Origin of the sequence: Nocardia sp. bgisy134 (assembly GCF_965341865.1) — a bacterium.
GTDB lineage: Bacteria > Actinomycetota > Actinomycetes > Mycobacteriales > Mycobacteriaceae > Nocardia.
The window spans coordinates 370,863-390,601 of record NZ_CBDQZP010000002.1; the positions used below are offsets into that span (position 1 = coordinate 370,863).

Consider the following 19,739-nt stretch of genomic DNA (forward strand, 5'->3'; position numbering starts at 1 on the left):
GCCGGGCGCGGGAAATCATCGCCGAGATCGGCGAGCGGTTCCTGGTGTCGAACGCGCCGGAGAAGGTGCACGGGCCGGAGCGACTCATCCAGGACATCTTCCCACCGCAAGAGCTTGCGTACCTGCGGTATTCGCTGGAGCGGTCGATCGCCTCCGGGGTGCTGCAATACAAGCTGACCCAGACCGCGTTGCAGCAGATGATGGCGCATCCGGAGCGAATCGCCGTCGCGGTGCGTGGCGACTACACGACCACCGAGCCGGACTACTACGCCTCCACCCTGCGCGAGGACTACGTGATGGTCGGCCACGACGGCTACCCGCGCGATTCCGGAATGCACGCGTTCATGCAGGCCGCGGTCGAGCATCTGACCGCGACCTGGCCGCTGATGTCCGACCCGGTGTGGGCAGAGCTCGCCGCGATCAAGGAAGAACGGTCCGCCGACCGCAAACCGCTGCTGGAGGCGATCCCGGCGAATCGGCGCCAAGAGCTGGATCTGCCCGCGCATTCGGTCGGCGTGTACAACGCGCAGGGTGACAAGACGGTGCTCAGCGCGGCGACCAATATGGAGAGCATCGCGCTGGTGCTGCGCGGATTCCTGACGAGTCTGTCCGAGCACGCGGACGTGATCACGGGTTGGTCGTGGGCGAGCATTCAGCACGCCTTGTTCCAGTTCACCAGCCAGTTCAGCGTGATGGCCGGTGTCACCTTCAGCACTCTGGGCCAGTTCACCGCGCCGCGGAACCCACCGCAGTTCGCCATCGAGTTCGATGTCCCGAACCAGAAGATCACCAAGGTGCGAATTACCGGCGAAACCATGAAGACTCGCCGCGACACCCGCAACGGCGTGTGCCCGGGCTTCGTCGGGATCAAGCCGGACGGCCAGGCCGTCGAACCGATCGAGCAGCTCCAGCAGTCCTTCGACGAGCGCGAGATTCCGACGAAGGGCCACAGCTCGGGCTCCAATATCGCCATGCGCCTCGGCGGTTTCCTGCTGCCGCTGCTCGGCCGGGACTACCCCGCGCTGCGGGTGCTCATGAACCCGGCGCTGAGCGAGTACAACACCGGCATCAACACCTGCTTCGTGGATTCGATGACGCGGGTGGCCGACGACCAGAACACCCCGGATCGGCCGAACGTCGTCACCGTGCCCGCCCTGGATACCCGCAACCTGTCGGGCATCTCGTGGTCCGATGCGCAGCCGAGCTTGCACGGCGCCGTGGCCGAGGGCTTCGATCACCCCGGCATGTCGGCGCACGCCAACCTGATCGACGGTCTGATGCATCGCGCCGGGCCCGGGTCGATCGCCTGGGTGCTCGATCAGCGCACGACCGAGGATCGCCACGGCGTGGGCGCGCACTCCTACGCGGTGAAGTACCTGGGCGAGAACAACTTCGAGGTCGATGGCGTTCCGGTCACCTACCAGCGCACCGACGATCACGGCGTGGCCTGGTTCACCACTCCGGCTGGTGACAGCGTCACGCTGCTGGACCTGACCCATGCCACCCCCGAGGAAACCGGGAGCACCTGGGCGGTGGTCTGGCGCGACGGCGAAGTCGTCGAGAACGTCGGCGATCGCACTGCCGCGCAGCCCGACGCCGATCTGCGAATCGGTCAGACGCCGGACCAGAACTCGCCGGTCCCCGCGCACCGGCAGCCGCCTGCGCACGCGCCGCCGCCCGCGCAGATTGCCGCGTTGCGTGCCGAGATGTCCGACGCCCTGGCTCGCGAGAGCGCGGACCGCGCGGAATCGATGCGGTTGTTGGCGCAGTCGCGGGAGGCGAGCGAGGCTGGTCGTCCTGCGGACGCGCAGGTCCTGTCGACGCGGGCCGAAGAATTCACCGAGACAGCGGAACTCGCGAAGGCGGAGGCCGAAGCGGCCCGCACCGCCGCAGTGCAGGCGCACGAGGACACGCTGAACCTGACCGAGGCGCAGACGCGGGCGCGGCTGGTGGACCTGGGGACGCAGGTCGCCGCCTTGCAAGCACAGCTGGACGGCGAGCTGGGCGGCGAGACCGAAAGTGCCCAATTTCGCAAGGATCTGGAGCTGGTCGACAACCTGACCGCGGCGTTCGCGCTACGCGATCGGGTGGACCTGGCCCAGCAGCTCGAGCGCACCCTCGGAGAGCAGATCACCCGCGGCCAGGGTGCGGTGCAGACGCTGCGCCGAGCCATCCGCGATCTCGAAGCGGAACCCGTTGACACGCGGGCGTCCTCGCGCGCAAAGCAGGCGGATCTGGCTGTGCTGCGGCTGAAGTTGCGCGACGCGCTGCATGCGCTGGCACAGTTGGAAGCCACGCAGACGGCGCTGCACGACAAGACGCCGCCCGGGCCGCTGATCGAGCTGCGCGCCGCGCTGACCCAGGAGATCCTGGCGGGCACGAGGTCACGCAACGCCCTGGCCGAGGTCTTCCAGATCGTCGACGACAACCAGCTGAACCCGGAATACCAGGGTCCGCTGGAGCCGGGCACCCAGCAGATCCAGCAGCTGCGCGCGCTGATCAACCATATGCAGGAGCTGGAAGCCGAACAGAACCAGCTCACCGAGTACCTCGACCAGCAGATCGCCGAGCGGCGGGCCGCGCTTGCCGCGCTGGACGCGCTGGGCATGCTGCCGATTTCCGATCGGGTGGGTGTGCGGCCGTCGCTCAGCCCCACGGCTACGAACTCGCAGACGGTGGTCGTCGGCACCGACACCGATGTCAACGACTACCGCCAGGCCCTGTCTGCTGCGCTGCCGCCGCAGACGGACGTGAGCCTGCTGCTGGACATGGCGAAATCGTCGGTCATTCCGGTGAATGTGCAGTTCCGTCAGATCGAGGTCGACGCCGACGGTACCTACCAGCAGTCGGTGGCGTTGCCGTCCACCGATGCCGAACTCACCGCGCGGGCCGGTTCGTGGGATCCGGCCAAGCATCCGCGTAAGTGGGAGAAGGAGAAGTGGACCGACCCGCAGCCGCCGTTCCTGTTCAAGGTGTCGATGGTGCCGACCTTCGACAAGATCATGGCGGGGTTGCACGAATTCGGACCGGGTGAGGTTCCGGCGTTTCTGTTCCCGCAGAACTTGCCGTTCTCGAAGACGATCTACAACGTGCCCGAGGGCGTGAACGCCTGGAGCTCGGACGTCGGCCTCAACATGTTCCACGCCCGCATCCTGGTCATCGGCATCCTCCAGCGGATACCGACCCATCCGTGGGCGAAGAACCTGATTCAGAACCGTCCGTGGATCGGTCGGACCATCCTGCGCGCCACCCAGTGGCTGCCCGCGAACACCGCACACGGGCAGTCGATCCCACTGCCGCTGTCGGTGGACTTCGTGAACCGGCATCCGCATGTGGCCCAGGCCATGGCCGATGTGACGCAATGGATTCCGGCCGTGCGCGACGGCAAGTGGATTCACCTGATCCCGGTGTTGCGTGGCACCCGCACCTACGCGTGGTTCAACGACGGCCAGCCCGACCCGCAGGCGCTGCACCGCGAGGAGCTGGCACAGCCGGCGCTGAACTCCGAGCAGGCGCGTCTGGACGGCACGACCGCATACCCGTACACCGGCGAGAGCGTCGACATCCCGGAGTCGCTCGCCGCTGAGTGGCGCGCCAATGATTCTGCGCGCCAGCGGATTCAGCAGGAGACCGACGCCGCCTACGCGGACTTCGAACACAATCGCGTCCACGAGCACGACAGCCTGCTCGCCCAGATCGTCGACAACGCGCTCTCGGATCCCGACGCCTACTCCGGCGGCGACCCCAAGCGCTGGGTGCGCGGCCCGGGCAAGGCCTGGGTGCGCGACCCCAAGGGCACGCACATGCCCAAGCGTTCCGACGGGTCGACCTGGCTGCGTGATCACGCGGGCAACACCCGCACCCCCGACGAGGTGGTGCGGAACCTGAACCGGGCGCGCGACTACCTGCTGCGCAATTCCGAGGTCAACCAGATCGCCGACGTCGTCGCGATGTGGAACCGGTTGATCGCCGGACACCCGGTGCGCGAGGACATCATCGCGCTCGAGGGCGCGCTGTTCGAAGCGGAGTTCCAGGCGCGCAATCCGAAGGCGACCGGGCATCAGGCACATGCGGCCGCCAAGGCCGCGGGCTACGACTGGGACGCCAACCGCCCGCATCTGCCGGGCAAGCGCACGCTGTGGCAGCGGCTCACCGGCCGCCGCGCCGACCCGCTCGACTTCACCTCCGGGCTGGACCCGAACGTCAACGATCCGGCGCGCACCCGCCAGTTCGCACTCCCGCTGTACTACGGCGTGCAGGGCCTGGACGGGGTGGACAGCAGGCTGCGCGCGGTCATGGGCGGTTGGCCCTCGGCCAAGGTCGACCAGGCGCTCGCCGTGGTGAAGGACATCGTCCACCGGGCCACCCGGTCCTTCACGACCAACGACCACGATCTGGCCCGCGGCGGGGTGCACGTCTCGGCGCGTGTCACCGGCAGGCCCGGCGAGCAGGTGCTTGCGGTCACCGTCGAGGTAGACGGTGACGGCGCCTTCCCGCGCACCAGGTACTACCTCGACCAGCACGACAACGACTGTGTGCCGGTCGCCGCGCGGTTCGTCAACCAGGCGCAGGGCACCACCGTCACCGACGCCGATCTGCTCGAGCCCTCATTGGCGGGTGTGCTGTGGAGCGATATCGTGCCCGAGCTCAACGGCGCACCGGTGCAGGGCTTCGTCTCCGACGCCGACTCCACCGCCCACGCCCGCCTCGTGCGCGGCCTGCTCGACTCGGGCCCCGGCACCACCGCCTACCTCTTCGAACAGCGCGCGACCGCCGACCGTCACGGCGCCATGGGCCACGCCGCCGCTCTCACCTACATCGGTGAAAATGCGGACGGCACGCACACTTTCGAGCTCAACGGGCACACCGTCATCCTGAACCGGGTCGACCCCGACGGCCGCGAATGGTTCCAGCGGCCCGCACCCGCAGGCACCCGTGAACTCACCAGCGGCACCACCACGACCGAGGTCTCGCTCGCCGACCTCGCCGGCGGCCGCACCGACCAAACCGTCGCCCTCTGGGCCACGGTGTACCAGGACGGCCAGGCCATCCAGCTGGCCCCCGAGTTCACCGACCCGAACGCGGCACCGCCCGCCGATGATGTCTCCTTCGGCACGAGTTCCTCGGTCGACGCCGTGATCGCGGCCAACTTGGCCGCGCTCGGTATCGACACCGAGGCAGGGCGGCTGCTCGAGGCGGCGCTGCTGCTCGAGGAGCGGTATCTGGCCATTGCCGTGATCGCCGAGCAGCCACAGCCGGAAACCGTGCTCGGCGAGCGCAGGTGGGCGGGGCACCTGGGTGCCAGGCTGGTTGCCCGGCAGCACGGGGACCAGGAGCTGACCGTCGACTTCATTCGCGCGATGCACGACCAGTTGACGATGTCGGCACCGCCGGAAATGGAGTTCGGTGCCCCGACACCGCGGATGGGTGTGCTGTCGACGCCGCTGACCGCGGACCAGATCGCCACCATCGAGGCGAACCCGCTACTGTCCTACATGCCGCCGCCCGCCGGGCCCGGCGAACACGGCGTGATCGTCTACCCGAACTACGCGTCGCAGGCGGAGGTCGACCAGGCTCTACAGGAATTGTGCGACTGGTACAACGCGGCCCAGCGTGGATCCGAGTACGACCCCTTCGAACTCGCCGCGGAGCTGCAGCGCAGGTTCGTGTCGCTGCACCCACTCGACTTCAACGGGCGCGCGTCGCGCATCCTGATGAATTGGTCGTTGGAGCAGAATGGGCAATTCCCCAGCGCCGTCCGCGAATTCGATGCCCTGCACATCCCTGCGTCGGACTGGGTGGCCGCGGTCCGGGAGGGCAGCGCCCGGTACGCCGAATGGCTGGCCAATCTCGCCGAACACGGACCCGCTCTCGCCCCCGTGGATCTGTTCGGTCTCCAGGCCGAGCAACAGCGGTATCGTGAAATCGGCGGGGAGAACGCACCTTTCGCGCCGGGGCAGCCGCGCAATCGCGCGAAGTACGAGCAATTGCTGCAGGCGGTCACCTCGCCGGAGACATCGGCACCACTGACCCCTGTTCTCACCGACCTACCGGACCCGGCCACGGCCGATATGGCCGACCTGCAAGCCTGGGCAAGTTCCTACGACGATCCCCAGCTTCGGTACTTCCTGGGGCAGCAGCACGAGGCCGTGGCCGCGCTACTCGCCGACCACGGCATGCCCGCCGCCGACTCGATCGGGCCGCGCCGGGAATTGGAAGCCACGGTGCGAGAGGGCCTTTCGCGGGTGCTGGCGGAGCTCGGCCGTCCCGATCCGCTGCCCGCGGATATCGCCGACCTGGCTGCGTTGGCACAGGAACTTGCCGACGCCCGCCCCGTAGCGTCCGAGCTGGCGGCCGCCGCGCTCGTCCTGGCCGACTTCGCCGCCGAATCCGCCTCGGCCGATCTCGCGGTTACTACCGATCTGTCCCCCGCACAGCGGGATCTGGCCCAGGCCCTCGGTGTGGACCCGGAGCTGATGCAGCGCCCCGGGCTGCTGCGGCAGGCCGTGGATGTGGTGCAGGGACAGCTGCGGGCCATGGATGCGGCGGCGTGGCAGCGGGCGGTGGAGGCCGGGCGGCTGCCGCTGTTGCGGCGGTGGATCGGCCTGCGCATGCAGTGGGACAACGCGACTCAGGAACTCCAGGTCGAGTCGCTGCGGACCGGGGTGCTCGACCCGGTGGCCGTGCAGCGCCTGCAGGACACCAATACCCATTTGCAGCAGGAACTGGCGGAGCTGCTCGCGGTCGCCGAACTGGTCGACTTCTCGGCCCAGAGCTCCGGCGATTCCGTGGTCGGGCTGCGGCGCGCCGCCGCGGCGACCGGATCGCCCGACTTGGCCGCGTTCGTCGACCTGTGTGCCGACGCGCTCCCGCCGATTCCGGCGGCGGAACCGGACCCGGACTCCCAGCTTGCGGCGGCCCGTGAGAACCTGGCCGAGTTGGCCGGTCTGCTCCGCGTGGATCCGGACTCGCTGACGACGGGTTCACCGCAACTGGCCCGACTGCGCGCCAAGTGCGACGACCTCGCCCGCGAGTTGGCTCAGGCACTGCGAACCTCGGTCGCGGACCTGGAAACCGTACTGGAGCAGAGGGATCTGTCCGGCAACCCGGATACCGATCCCGAAATGCTCGGCCGGTACACCGACTGGCTGACCCACACCGGGGCTCTGGAGGCCGCGGAGCACTACAACAGTTTGCTCGCGAACGCCGCGCCCGCGCCCGCCCCGACCGCCGTCGAGCTGAACGCCGCCCGCGACAACCTCGCGGAGGTCGCCGCGCTGCTGGAAGCCGACCCGGCCGAACTGTCCACCGATGGAACCGAACTGGGCGACCTGCGTACCAAACGCGACCAGCTCGCGGCGCAGGTCGCGCAGGCGCTGAACATCCCGGACGCCGAGCTGGAAACCGTGATGCAGGACCGCGACATCTACGCGGAGCCGGGCATTACGACGGAAACTCGTGCGGCATACGGCGATTGGCTGACCTACAACGCCGTCGTCATCGCCGCCGAGCACTACAACGCGCTGCTCGACGCTGCGACCGCGCCGACCCGGGCGACCTACGAGATCGCCGAGCTGAACGCCGATTTCACGGCGACGCTGCCCTCGGTCGACAGTGTCCAGTTCACCGCGTTGACCGTCGACGTCGACGGGCGGCTGCTCGACCCGGAAACCGAACTGCCTTACAACAGCCACGGTACCGGTGACCGGTTCATCCTCGGTGCGGCCCCGGGCGTGGTCCTGACCGCGTCGGCCGCCACCCACTACGAGCTGTTCCGCACCCTCGGCGATCCGAGCGCCGGACCCGCGGGCTTCGGCGTCTGGCACATCGTCGACGGCCGGATCACCAAGATCGAGCCGTACACCCAGGCCTTCTCCCACGCCAACACCGACCCGAAGTTCACCGCCCAGCTGCGTTACGAACTGACCAGACTCGGCGTAGACCTGTCCGGCGTCGACTTCAACCAGGAGAACCAGGGCGCGGTCTGGTCCAGCGTCGACTCCGCACCGACTGTCGACGCGCTGATCGACGGCGATATATCCACAGCGACAGCACTGTTCGCCGGATACGGGGACAGCTTCTGGACGAACGTCACCGAGGTCGCGCGGATCTCCGAGGGCGTGGACGTGACATTGCGCCTGTCTCCGGTGCGCGGCGAACCCGGACAGGTCACCCTGTCGATCACCTCGAACGGTGCTCGGCTGACCAACATCGATCTCGGCCTGGACCCGCTGCGGACCGGTATCGCGCTGCACCGCCTGCACCACCAGGTATCCGGTTGGCTCGCCGCGTCGAACGTGGGCTGGTCCGCCGATACCGCGACGCAACTCGCCGAGATTCCCGGCGCGGACCGCGCCGCCGCGGAACTCGGTCGGTCGACCGCATCGGCTGCCACCGATACCGTGCGATCGCTGCCGAGCGACCCGGCCCGGGCCCGCGCCCAACTGGATCGGGCTCGCGCGAACCGCGACGACTTAGCCGAGACAATGGAAGTGGATCCCGACGATCTCGGCCCGGACTCGCCCGTGCTCAGTGGGCTGCGCACCGAACGCGACGAAGCCGCCGCGGTCTTGGCCCCGGTACTCGAAATCGATATCGCGCAGGTGGATTCGACCCGTGTCGAGCGGTTGTTGATGAGCCGATCCAACCCCGACAGCGACGAAGCCGCCGAGCGCTTCCTGGAACTCGACGCGTTGGTCGACGCCGCCGACGACACCAATCGCCGCCTCGTGGCGCTGGCCGAGCTGGAATCTTCGGCTCCGAACTCGCCCGCGCCACCACAGCATCCGGCAGCGGCGGCTCAGCCGGTCACCGACGCCGATGCACTGGACCGTCCGGTACGCAAGCCGCGGAAGGGCCGCGACCCGGGGACGTTCTTCGCCTACGATCCCGACGGCCCGCACGAAGTGCAGGCGTTCCGGGCTCCGGGCCGGGCGGAGTCGGCGCCATCGAACGAGCCCGTCGGCGATGTGCTTGCGGCGGAGGAGATTCCGGCCCCGTTGACCGGTGACAGCCTGCCCACCGTGGAGCTCAAGCGCGGCTATGTGGGTGAGGAGTTGCGCCGCAACCAGTGGGGCGATCCGGTCGTGCACCATCTGTCCGAGGCGGAGCTGGCGACCCAGCGCATCGTCATCGGACCGGATGGCAGGCTCTACCGCGCGCACGATGGGCAGCTCTTCGACACCGGCGGCCGCACGGTGATGTTCGCTCTCGACCCAGCGGGCAATCTCTACGCCGAGACCGGACTGATCGACAAGCCGATGCGGCATTCGTCGTTCCTGTCCGGGCGCCCGGTCGCCGGTGTCGGCGGGATCCGGGTCGACGCGGGCCGCCTGGCCACCATGACCGACAGCAGCGGGCACTACCAACCCGCAGCAGCGGTCAACGACGATGCGCTGCGAGTCCTCGTCGACCAGGGTATGCGGGTCGCCGAGGATTTCGCGCAGTACGACCCACTGGACCGGCGCCGTCCCGGCCCGCTGGATCCGCAGGCCGTAGGAGCGGACGGCACCGCGCCGGGCGGCGGCGGGAAGCCCAGGGGTGCGGGCAATGTCGTGCGCGACGTGCTGCGCGCGTTCGTCCCGGATTTCGAACCGGGCCGCGACTTCGACGCCGCCACCCGAACCCAGCGCGCCGCGCACGGTGTGGTGGACTACCTCGCGGGTTTCTGGGAGAGCTCGGATTTCGTCGCGTCCTCGCTGTTCCGGCCCATCGACGCCGCAGTGCTGGAGCAGGTCGCGGCGATTGAGCCGAAGCGGTTGCGGCAGTTGCTCGAGCAGGGTGGGCTCACCGCGACCCAGATCGACGGTGTACTGAACCGGCTCGATGAGATTCGCATCAACGGACGCATCCACGGAGATCACGTCGGCGACGCCGACTCCGAAACGGACGCGGATGCCGAAACCGATTCCGAACAGGCCAGTTTCGAACCCGTCGACCCGCGAACCCTCGGACCGGCTCGCGAATCGGCCTTCACCGACCCCGAACTCAGCTCGCATGGACTCATTCGCGTGACGTTCGAGGGCAGCGACACCGTCTGGGTGTACAAGCCGTTCCACGGCGACGCCGACACCGCGGGCATCCCGCCTTCGGGCCGCGCGCTGCGCGAGGTCAAGACCTACCTGCTCGACCGGCTGCTGAAGTTCCACCTCAAGCCGCCCACCTATCTGTGGGAAGGCAGCAAGGGCACGGGCATCCTCCAGGAGTACGTGCCGGGCGCGGAGAGCGGACGTGCGGTACGCGGCTACGACCGGCTGACCCGCGACATGATCGCGATCGTCGACTACATCGCGGGCAACCGCGACCGCCACGTGGGCGACATCATCACCACCCGGTCCGGTCGCGTCGCATCGACCGACGACGAAGCCACCTTCCCCGTGGGCGAGAACTCCTTCGCCCAGTTCGCGACCCAGTCGGTCTTCGTGACCGACGTGCTGGGCCGAGACCTCCACCCCGATGCGATGGCGCTGGTCGCCGCGCTCACCGAGGCGGACGTGCGCGCGATCCTGGACGGCCTCGAACCCGAAGCCATTCAGGGCGCGGTGGACAGGTTCACCGAGATCAAGGACAACGGCAAGATCACCGGCGACACCTGGCCGTACCGTGGCGGACTGCCGGGCATGGTCGACAACGTGGTTGGCGACGACCGTCCTCGGGCGGACCCCGACGATGGTCCTGAGGGCGGATCGCCGGTCGATCCGAGCCCCGGCCCGGACGGGCCCGATCCGCGTCCGCAGGGTGGGGGCCGCGCGATGGATGCGGACACGCCCGATACCGCGGCTATGGGCGTCGGGAACCCATCGGGCCGATTCGATCCGGGCATCGTCACCGGGAACAATCCGGACGGAGACAGCTCGGGGCACGCGGTCGGGCCGAAGCAAGCTTCGGCCACCACGGACCGAGCAAAGGTGGCCGAGGAACGCTGGTTCGACAGCTTCCGGCAGCGGCTGCGCGACCAATTGCACGCGGTCGCGCCGCACCTGTCGGAGAACGGTCCGGAGAGTCAGGCGTTGGCTACGGCGAGCCGTTCCGACGTACAAGCAGGGCTGGAGGGGCTGCGGCGGGACCAGCGCCGGTGGTTGATGCTGCGAGTACGCGACGCGATGTCCTTCGAGGACGCATGCGCCGCCGTGAATCTGAATTCCGAGCAGGCAAGGGCGGACGCCCGGGTCGCGGAGAAGCGGGCGATCCGGAATCTTGCCCAGTCCATTGCCGCCGCGCTCGAGGAGCGGAACAATCCGGAATCGCGCTTGATGCGCGCCGCGCAGGAGCCGCGGAATCGGCGGACGTTGGAGCGAGCGATCGCGAAACTATCCCCGGCGCAACGGCAGTTCGCCGACCTGCGGATCCTCCAATCCCGCGAATGGCCCGCGGTAGCAGCCGAGATGGGCCGGGAACCGGCGCAGCTCTCGCACATCAGGAAGCGGGCCGTGGAGCGGTTGTCGGATGCGCTCACCGGCGTCCCGCGTCCGGACGCCGACCCGAACTGGGAGGCCGTCGAGGACGCGTACCACGAGCGCAACGACGAGTTCGTTCGTCACCTGGCCGGAATTCCGGTCGCTCGTCGTGCGGTGATCGAATTGGCTCTGCGGGGCAAAACGACGGAACAGATTGCCGCCGAACTACATCGCAGCGAGAACGCGGTGCGCAAAGCACGCAAACGAGCTGCCGACCAGCTGGCCAACCTACTGTCGGACAGCACGGTAGCGCTGACCGTGGACGAGGCTTTGGCGGCGGTGCGAGAGGCAGACCACGCCGCACTGGAGCCGTTGCTTGGATATCTCACCGCGAATCGACGGCACGTCATCGAGGGTGTACTGCACGGTGACACGCTCGCGGAGATCGCCGCTCGGATCGATGGCACTGAGAACGGCGTACGCCAGCAGCGCAACCACGCCGCGCGGCAACTGGCGGACTGGCTCGTCAACGGCGCACCGGAAGCCGTCACCGCCGCCGACTCGGCCGTCGACGTGGCGGAAGCCGACGAAGGACCCGAGAGCGCGACGACCGCGGAGCCGAACTCCGTCGACAGCAGCCCCGCGATGCTGTTGGTCAGAAACCCGGCCAACCGAGATGCCGTGCTGGCAGCCGCGGCGAAGCTTTCGCCCGCGACAAAGGAATTCGTCGAGCTCCGGTTCGGACAGGGCCTGAGCATCCCTGAGATCGCCGCGCTGATCGGGCGCAAACAGGGCGCGTTGTGGACTACGCAGTACCGGGTCGTTCCGAAGCTGGCCAGCATGCTGTCCGGCGGCCCCGACCCGATACCGTCCGGAAAACCAGGCAATGCTTTGAAGCTGGTACAGGAGACCCAGCGGACGAACAAGAAAGCACTGTCCCGGGCGATGCAGGTGCTCAATGCCAACGAAAAGCGCATTGTGCGACTGCGGATAGTCCGGGGCATGACGCGTGCTGAAGCGGCTGAGGCCATGCACCCGCTCAGCGTGAAGTCCGTCGACCGCATCTTCGGCGAAGCCGTGCGGAAATTGGCCGGCGAGTTGGCCGGGAGTCCTGTTCTGACCGATCCGGAATCCGCCGCACTGGTTTCGGCCGCTCCACGGGAGGCGCTGCGGCGCAACCTGTCCGGGCTCACCGAGCTGGAGCAGCAGTTCATCACACTGCGTATCTTCGAGGGTCGCAAACACGTGGCCATCGGCGCTGCGCTCGGGAAGCCCACGTCCGCGATCCAGAGTCTGCAACGTCGCGCCTACGCGCGAATGGCGACGCTGCTCATCGGTGATCTCGGCACCGAATGGAGCACCTCGATCCGTGGCGCCATACGGCAATCCTCGGCTCCGGACTCGCCTGCGCCACAACAGCATCCGGGAGCGGTGGCCCAGCCGGTCACCGACGCCGATGCACTGGACCGTCCGGTACGCAAGCCGCGGAAGGGCCGCGACCCGGGGACGTTCTTCGCCTACGACCCCGAGGGGCCGCACGAGGTGCAGGCGTTCCAGGCTCCAGGTCGAGCGGCCAAACGTACTCTGGGCCAGGACATGGTCCAGGTGCAGGCGGCTGTCGACGCCGACCGGGACAGAGTGCTCGAGCTCGCGCGACAAATGTCGCCCGTTTTCGCTGATTTCATTCAGAAGCGCTTTGTCGACGGTATGTCGGTCGCGCAGATCGCCGCGGAAAGCGGGGGGAACAAGAACACCCTCAACGCAATGCAGCGCCGGAACCTCCCGCGCCTGTTGAAGCTGTTGTCCGGAGAGTCGCGCAATGCGATCGATGGTCGCTCCACCGATGTGTTGGGACAGTTGCTCCAAGCCCGTCCTGATGATGTGCGCACCGCCATGGCCGAGTTGTCGCAGACGGATCAGATGGTTGTACGCATGCGGGTGCTCGAACGGAAATCCGCCGCGGAGGTCGCTGCTGCTCTGGGCAATACACCGGGCCAGCGCACCACCCAGAGTCGCGCACTACAGCGGGCGCTCGCGCAGGTCACCGGAGATCACGCGCTGAGCCCGGATGAGGTGCGCGCAGCGCTCGCGACTGCTCGTGCCGAGCAACCAGAGAAGTACGCGGCCGACCTCGCGCGGCTGCCGTACCAAGAGCAGTGGGTGCTGCGACTTCGTGACGCGGATCTGTCCCAGGCCGAGGTGGCGGCCGCGCTGGAGATGTCCGCGACACAGGTGCAGGGCATCGAGCGCCGCGGCAAGGCGCGCCTTGCCTGGTTGCAGTCCGACGACCCGCAGGCAGCGCTGTATCAGAGCGTGAACCAACGCGATCCGGGCGAGGCATCGGACTTCTTGCGAGACGTCATCGATGGCACGAGCGCACGGGCGCAGCGCACTCCCGGGCAGATCGTCCGAGATGCGCAGCAGACGCACATCGGTCGCTCCCAACTTCGGCGTCTGGTCCGTGAGCTGCCCAGTCCGAGGCAGAAGAACGTCTTCCGGTTGCGCGCGGTCCAGGGCATGTCGCACGTCGAGATAGCCGCGGAGCTCGATATCGAGGTCGCGCAGGTGCGCCGGTCCTACGAGCGGGCTGTTGGAACACTCGCTGCCTGGCTCACCGGAGCGGGCAACAGAGCGTCAGGCCCGGACCTGACGCTGGTCCGACAGGTCCAGCGCAAGCATCCGATGGATCTACAGCAGACGCTCGCCGATCTGGGGCGAGAGCTGAAGCTCAATGCAGCAGATATCGAGGTCGTTCAGCTACGCGTCGTGCAGGGAATGTCCCCGACCGAGGTGGCGAAGTCACTCGGGCCTACCGTTTCTCCGGCTGCGGTGAACATCCGGCTGGGTCGGGCGGCGCATGTGGTCGCCGAGCGACTTCGGGGTGAGGGTCTGACCTATCCGAATCCGGAGGCACACTCCTCGTTCGGCGAGTACCTGGCCGAACTCGGTCGTCTGAACAACCTCAGCCTGACGGCCAAAGAACGCATCGTCGGCATGAGTGTGCGCAGCATCGCGCTCTACGAATCCGGAAGCTCCCACGCACTCCGCGAGTTGGACCTGCTCGAGATCTACGATCGCGCGCTGCATCGCGCCGGTTCCTGGAATGCTTTCGCCGATGCGTGGGGACATGCCCTTCCCAATGGCTACAGCTACCGGATGGATCCGCGGGGAGAATCCCTCCCCGATCCCGCGGACTTCGATTCGGTGGGTGGCTGGCTGAAAGCGGTGCGGTTCTACAACCGATTGACACTGGAGGAATTCGCCGCCCGCATCGACACCAGCTACACGAGCATGAACGAGGCGCACAGACGGCTACGCCTGCGTTCGCTGCGCCAGGTTCGTGACGGTCTGAGCGTCCCAGCCGACTTCCTGGAGCGGGCGGTCCTGAAGTACTACACGCGCACGGATGTCCCCGTGGTCGATCAGGCCGAACACGACCTGTTCTGGAGCCTCGTCGCGACCAAACCGGGATCGGCGGAGGAACTGGCCATCCGGGACGAGATATTCGAAAAGTACGCGTGGATCGCGGAGACGATGGCACGACGCTGGGGGCACCTCGGCGAGGTCGGGCACCTGACACAACGAGCCAGCATCGCGGTCTATCGAGCAATCGTGAACTTCGCGCCGGGCGGAGGTCGCTTCTCCACCCACGCCTGGGCCAGCGTTCGCGGCGCTATGCTCGACGCCCATTTCGAGCAGAAGTTCCCGAACGTCGACCAAGCCACTCGCAAGTTGCTCATCGCAGTCGACACACACATCGCACGGCGGCTTCAGGTGGACGGGCGCGAACCGGATAACGCCGCTGTCGCGGAAGCGCTGAATCTCGATCCGGCCAAGGTCGCCGAAGCCCGAGTTCTGATGGCGCAGTATACGTTTTCGCTCGATGACACCCCTCCGGGTGACCGTCAGCCCGAGATCGCGGAGAACGAGGCAGCGTTCACCGACGTGGAGTTCGAACAGACGGTGCGCCGGGCGGTCGCGGATCTCCCGGATCCGGAGTTGGCGCAGCGCGTGGCGGCGCTGCACTTCGGCCACGGGCTCGCCGTCGAAAAGGTGAGCGTCCAAGTCGGGAAATCGCCGGATGAGGTTCACCGGATCGTCGCGGTGACAGGAGAGCTGCTCCGGAAAGCCTTCGCGCCAACGGAGAACCTCGCTCGCACGGAGAGCGCGCCCAGCGCCGATTCCTCGGCCGGTGCGCAGCCACCGGCACCGCGGGGCCCGGGCATGACGCGGACCGCCGACGATACAGTCGTCGATGGCGGGCACGGGTTCGACGACCCGCTGGGTACTGGCCAGGCGGCCGCGATGTCGTCCGACGCACCACCGCAGCGCTGCGCGGATGATGCTGTCGACACGGTGATCTCGGAAACCGGCAGCACGATCGTACAGTCGTTCACCGATGAGCCCGGCCTGCGCGGGCGGACCGGCACACAGCTGGAGGAGCGGACCAAGGGACGGTTGCAGCTGTTCGGCAGCCGGAACGAGGTGGCCGCCCGCCTAGCGGACCCGCACGACCCGCTGTCGATCACGATCCTGGTCGATCACTATGCCGCCGCCGACGCGAACGGTATCGGCGCGCACGCCTACGTGATGGCCAACCGAGGCGGCCGGATCGTGGTGCGCGACCTGAACGACAACAACGGCGCATGGCGGCCGTTCGTGCGGGGCGAGGCCGGGTCGGACGCGGTGGCGATGTCGGGCATCGCCTTCGACCGTGCCGGAAATCCGTTGCGCCCCATCAGCGAGTTCCCCGCCGACCCGGCCGCGCATCCGGAGTTCGCGATCGGCGCCACCGATCCAGACTCGAACGGGGACCGCGCTCCGCCTACCCTCTGGACGCCGCCAGAGGGCACACCCGATGAACAGGCGCTGGTGCGGAACGCGCTGTCCCGCTTGGGCGCCGACGCCGACGCGAGCATCCTGCTGCACCCCGAGCAGCAGTACACCGATCTGCTCGGCGAATCCGGCGACCTCGCGACCCGCAACCGCCAGTGGTGGGACGCACTGGATCCGGCCGAGCAGGCGGTGCTGATCAAACTGGCGCCGCGCGAGGTCGGCCAGGCCGACGGCATTCCCGAGCCGGTGCGGGGTCAGGTCAACCTGGACCTGCTGGAAAACGACCGACGCGCGCTGCTGGCCTTGGGCGCGAACGTGTCGCCCGCCGCCGAGAAACTGTGGAAGTCTCTGTCGGAGCTGCATTTCGACCTGCTGGAGATGGTGGCGAATAGCGAGGACCTCCCCGGCTCACCCGCGGTGAACCTGCGGACCTACACGCCGTCGCTGGACGGACAGGTGCGTAGCGTCGTCACCTTCGGCAACCTCGAGACCGCCGATTCGGTGTCCACCATGGTGTCGGCTCCCGACACCGTGCAGGTGACGGCTACCACGGTGCCGGACAATCTGATTCACGCGACGCAGCTGTTCGACTCCGCGGTCCTGGCGGACGCCGACCGCGAGTACGCGGTCATCGCCTGGCGCGGCTACGGCGACTCCGTGGCCGCCGACGGACAGTTGCTCGCCCGGGATCTTTCGGCGATCAACGCCGTTCGCGCGCAGGCGAGCACGCCGGCACCGGACACGCACGTCTTCGCCCTGGACAGCGCGGGCTCGCTCATCGCCGCCACCGCGTGGTCGACGCTCCCGGGCGCGGACGCCCAGGTCACCGATCTCGTGATCGTCGGCTCCTCGGGCCTCCCGCTCGCGCACGCCGCCGAAACCGGCATCAATCCCGAAAATGTCTATGTCGCGGCAACTTCCAGGGACCAGCAGACCTGGCTCGGCGCCGATGTTCCCGGCGCCCAGGGCCGGTACACCGGGTACGGCACCGGCATGGACCCGGCGACGGCGGCCTTCGGCGCCAAGCGGGTGGCCGCGGAGATCTCCTCCGCCGAGGATTACCATCACCCGGATCTGGTGCGCAGCAGCTACTTCGACTACGACCCCCGCACCGGGAATCCGACCGAGGCGCTGCGCAATTTCGGCCGGATCGCCGCGGGCCGGATCGGCGAGGTCACCTTCGACGAGCACCGGCCCGGCATGTCGGATCCGACGGCGCTGGACTCCACGAACGTGTACATGCCGATCGATCCGGCGAGCGGACGGATCGTCGAGCTCGAGGAGGACCTGGGGCGCGGCAACGCGGAGCTGATCTCGAATGAGCTGAACCCGCAGGAGCTGTACCGCCTGGATCCGTCACCGGCCCAGCCGTGGGGCGGCACCTGGTACGACGGGCATTTCGGCAACTGCGTCGACGTGTCGCTGCGCACCGGGCACGACGACCTGGGCCTGGATGTCGACCCGCCCGACGACGGCGTCGGGTTGGCCGGGCGCAGTGCCGACGAGGCGGAGTTCTACGGGCGCGGCCGCCTGCGGGTGCACCCGGACCGGGACTCGATCGCCCATCAGCTCGCCGATCCGGCGAATCCGATGACCGCGTCGCTGGTCGTCGTGACCTACGGGTACGACAACGTGGCCCACATGGTCCTGCTGGCCAATGTCGACGAGAACGGGAACATGGTCCGCGAAGGCGGTCGACTCATGATGAGCGACCCGAACGTCGACAACGGCGCGTGGCGCCCATACCTCTGGAACGAATCCACTCCGGATGTGGTGTCGACGACCGCAATCGGCTACGACGTCGACGGAAAACCGTTGCAGCCCAACGCTGATCACCCCGTCGACCCGGACACCCGGACCGGCGCGCTCATCGCCCAGATGGATCCGGCGCCCGCCGTCGCCCTGGACGACCGCCGCGTGTTCCCGAAGGACCCCGGCTTCACGGAGGCCGACCGGCAACGCGCCACCGAACTGCTCGCCATGCACCCGTCCGGGCGCGGCACGGATCCAGCGGTGCTGCTGCATCCGGAGCAGGTGTCGCCGGATCCGGTCGCCGAAGCGCGCCTGCTGACCGCCGAGAACTTCGCCTACTGGACCTCGCTGTCACCGACCGATCAGGACGTGCTGCTGCGGGTGCACCCGGAGGTGATCGGCAACACCGACGGCCTGTCCACCGACGTGCCGGTGACGCACGACGAACTGCGAAACAGCCTGCGCGACTACGCCAACCGGATCGCGCTGGCCCGAGAGATCCGCCAACTCGCTGCGATTGCCGACAGCGAGCTGACTCCGTCGCAGCGCGCGCGGCTCGCCGACCTGCACGGCACCGCCCGATCCCTGTTGCGCGCCGAGGCTTTGGCACGCACCGTGCACCGCTCGCTGCGACCGCCGCAGGTCCAGTTGCTGTCCTACGGTGCGGGCCGGGCCCTGATCGGCTACGGCAAGCTCGCCACCGCGCGGTCGGTGAGCTGGATCGTGCCCGATGCGGGCACCGGCCTGGGCGACCTCGATCCGGTCCTGCTCGCGGCGCGCAACCACTACGACGTGACCGCGCGGACGTTGCGCAACCAGGTGGGGGCGGACAAGGACGCGGTCGCGGTGATCGCCTGGGTCGGTACCGACCAGGATCTCGGCATCCGCCCGGAGACCGTGGCCGCGCGCACCGCGCAGGCCGGGAACCTGCTGCTCCGCGACGTCGCGGCGTTCCACGCGGGCCGGGGGCACAACGGCTTGGAGCTGGACGGCGCCGAGCTGGACAGTGCCCAGCGGGACGACGCCGACTCGTACCGCTCCGAGGCGGACGAGCTCGGACTACCGTCGAACTACCTGTTCGGACACCGCACCGGCGCGCTCATCGCCAACGCCGCCGGAGCCCGAGGCGGTTTCGTCGAGGGTCGACTCGCCAGCGTCGATCCCGCGACCCGCCTGATCGAAGCGGTCACGCTGATCGACCCGGCGGGCACCGGACCGATCGGGAGCGCAACGGAATTCGGATTCGGTGACGCCGTCGCCGCCGAGCTCGACATCGAGGCCGAGCAGGCCGAAAGCTTCGGCGCGCCGGTCTACGTCGTGTCGAGCTCCGGCGAGCTGGTGGCCTGGGCGGACGGCCGCCCACCGGGCGTGAGCCGGACCCTGTTCAGCCGCTTGGGCATCGGCGTTTCGGTGGAGGAGTTCGCCGCACAGCGCGTCGCGGGCGGCCCGATCGGTCCGCAACCCATCGATGTGCGCCACGGCTTCGCCGACACGGTGACTCACGCCCCGAACACCGTCCAGCGCAAGCTCGCGTTGATCGCCGCCGGTCTCGGCATCACCGTGACCGAGACGCCGGCAGGCTGGCAGGCGAACACCGAATACCGCACGCCGGACGTTATTTCCGCCGATGCGACCGCACCGAGCTACCCCGACGGCCCAGTCGGCAATCGCAACCGACCGCTGGAAGCGCCCGACAACGCCCCGTGGGGTGCCCCGTCCACCCTGCGGGAGCTCGACGGACCGATCCCGGACGCG

General features: G+C 68.4%; 1 protein-coding gene (only partly in view). It reads left to right on the plus strand.

Every position in this 19,739-nt window falls within one protein-coding gene, locus ACRWNM_RS05390, for a sigma factor-like helix-turn-helix DNA-binding protein (protein WP_431964088.1), read on the plus strand. The gene is 53,070 nt long; 16,129 of those nucleotides lie to the left of the window and 17,202 to its right, leaving coding positions 16,130-35,868 in view, spanning codon 5,377 (partial) through codon 11,956 (complete); the first codon wholly inside the window starts at nucleotide 3. Both the start codon and the stop codon lie outside the window.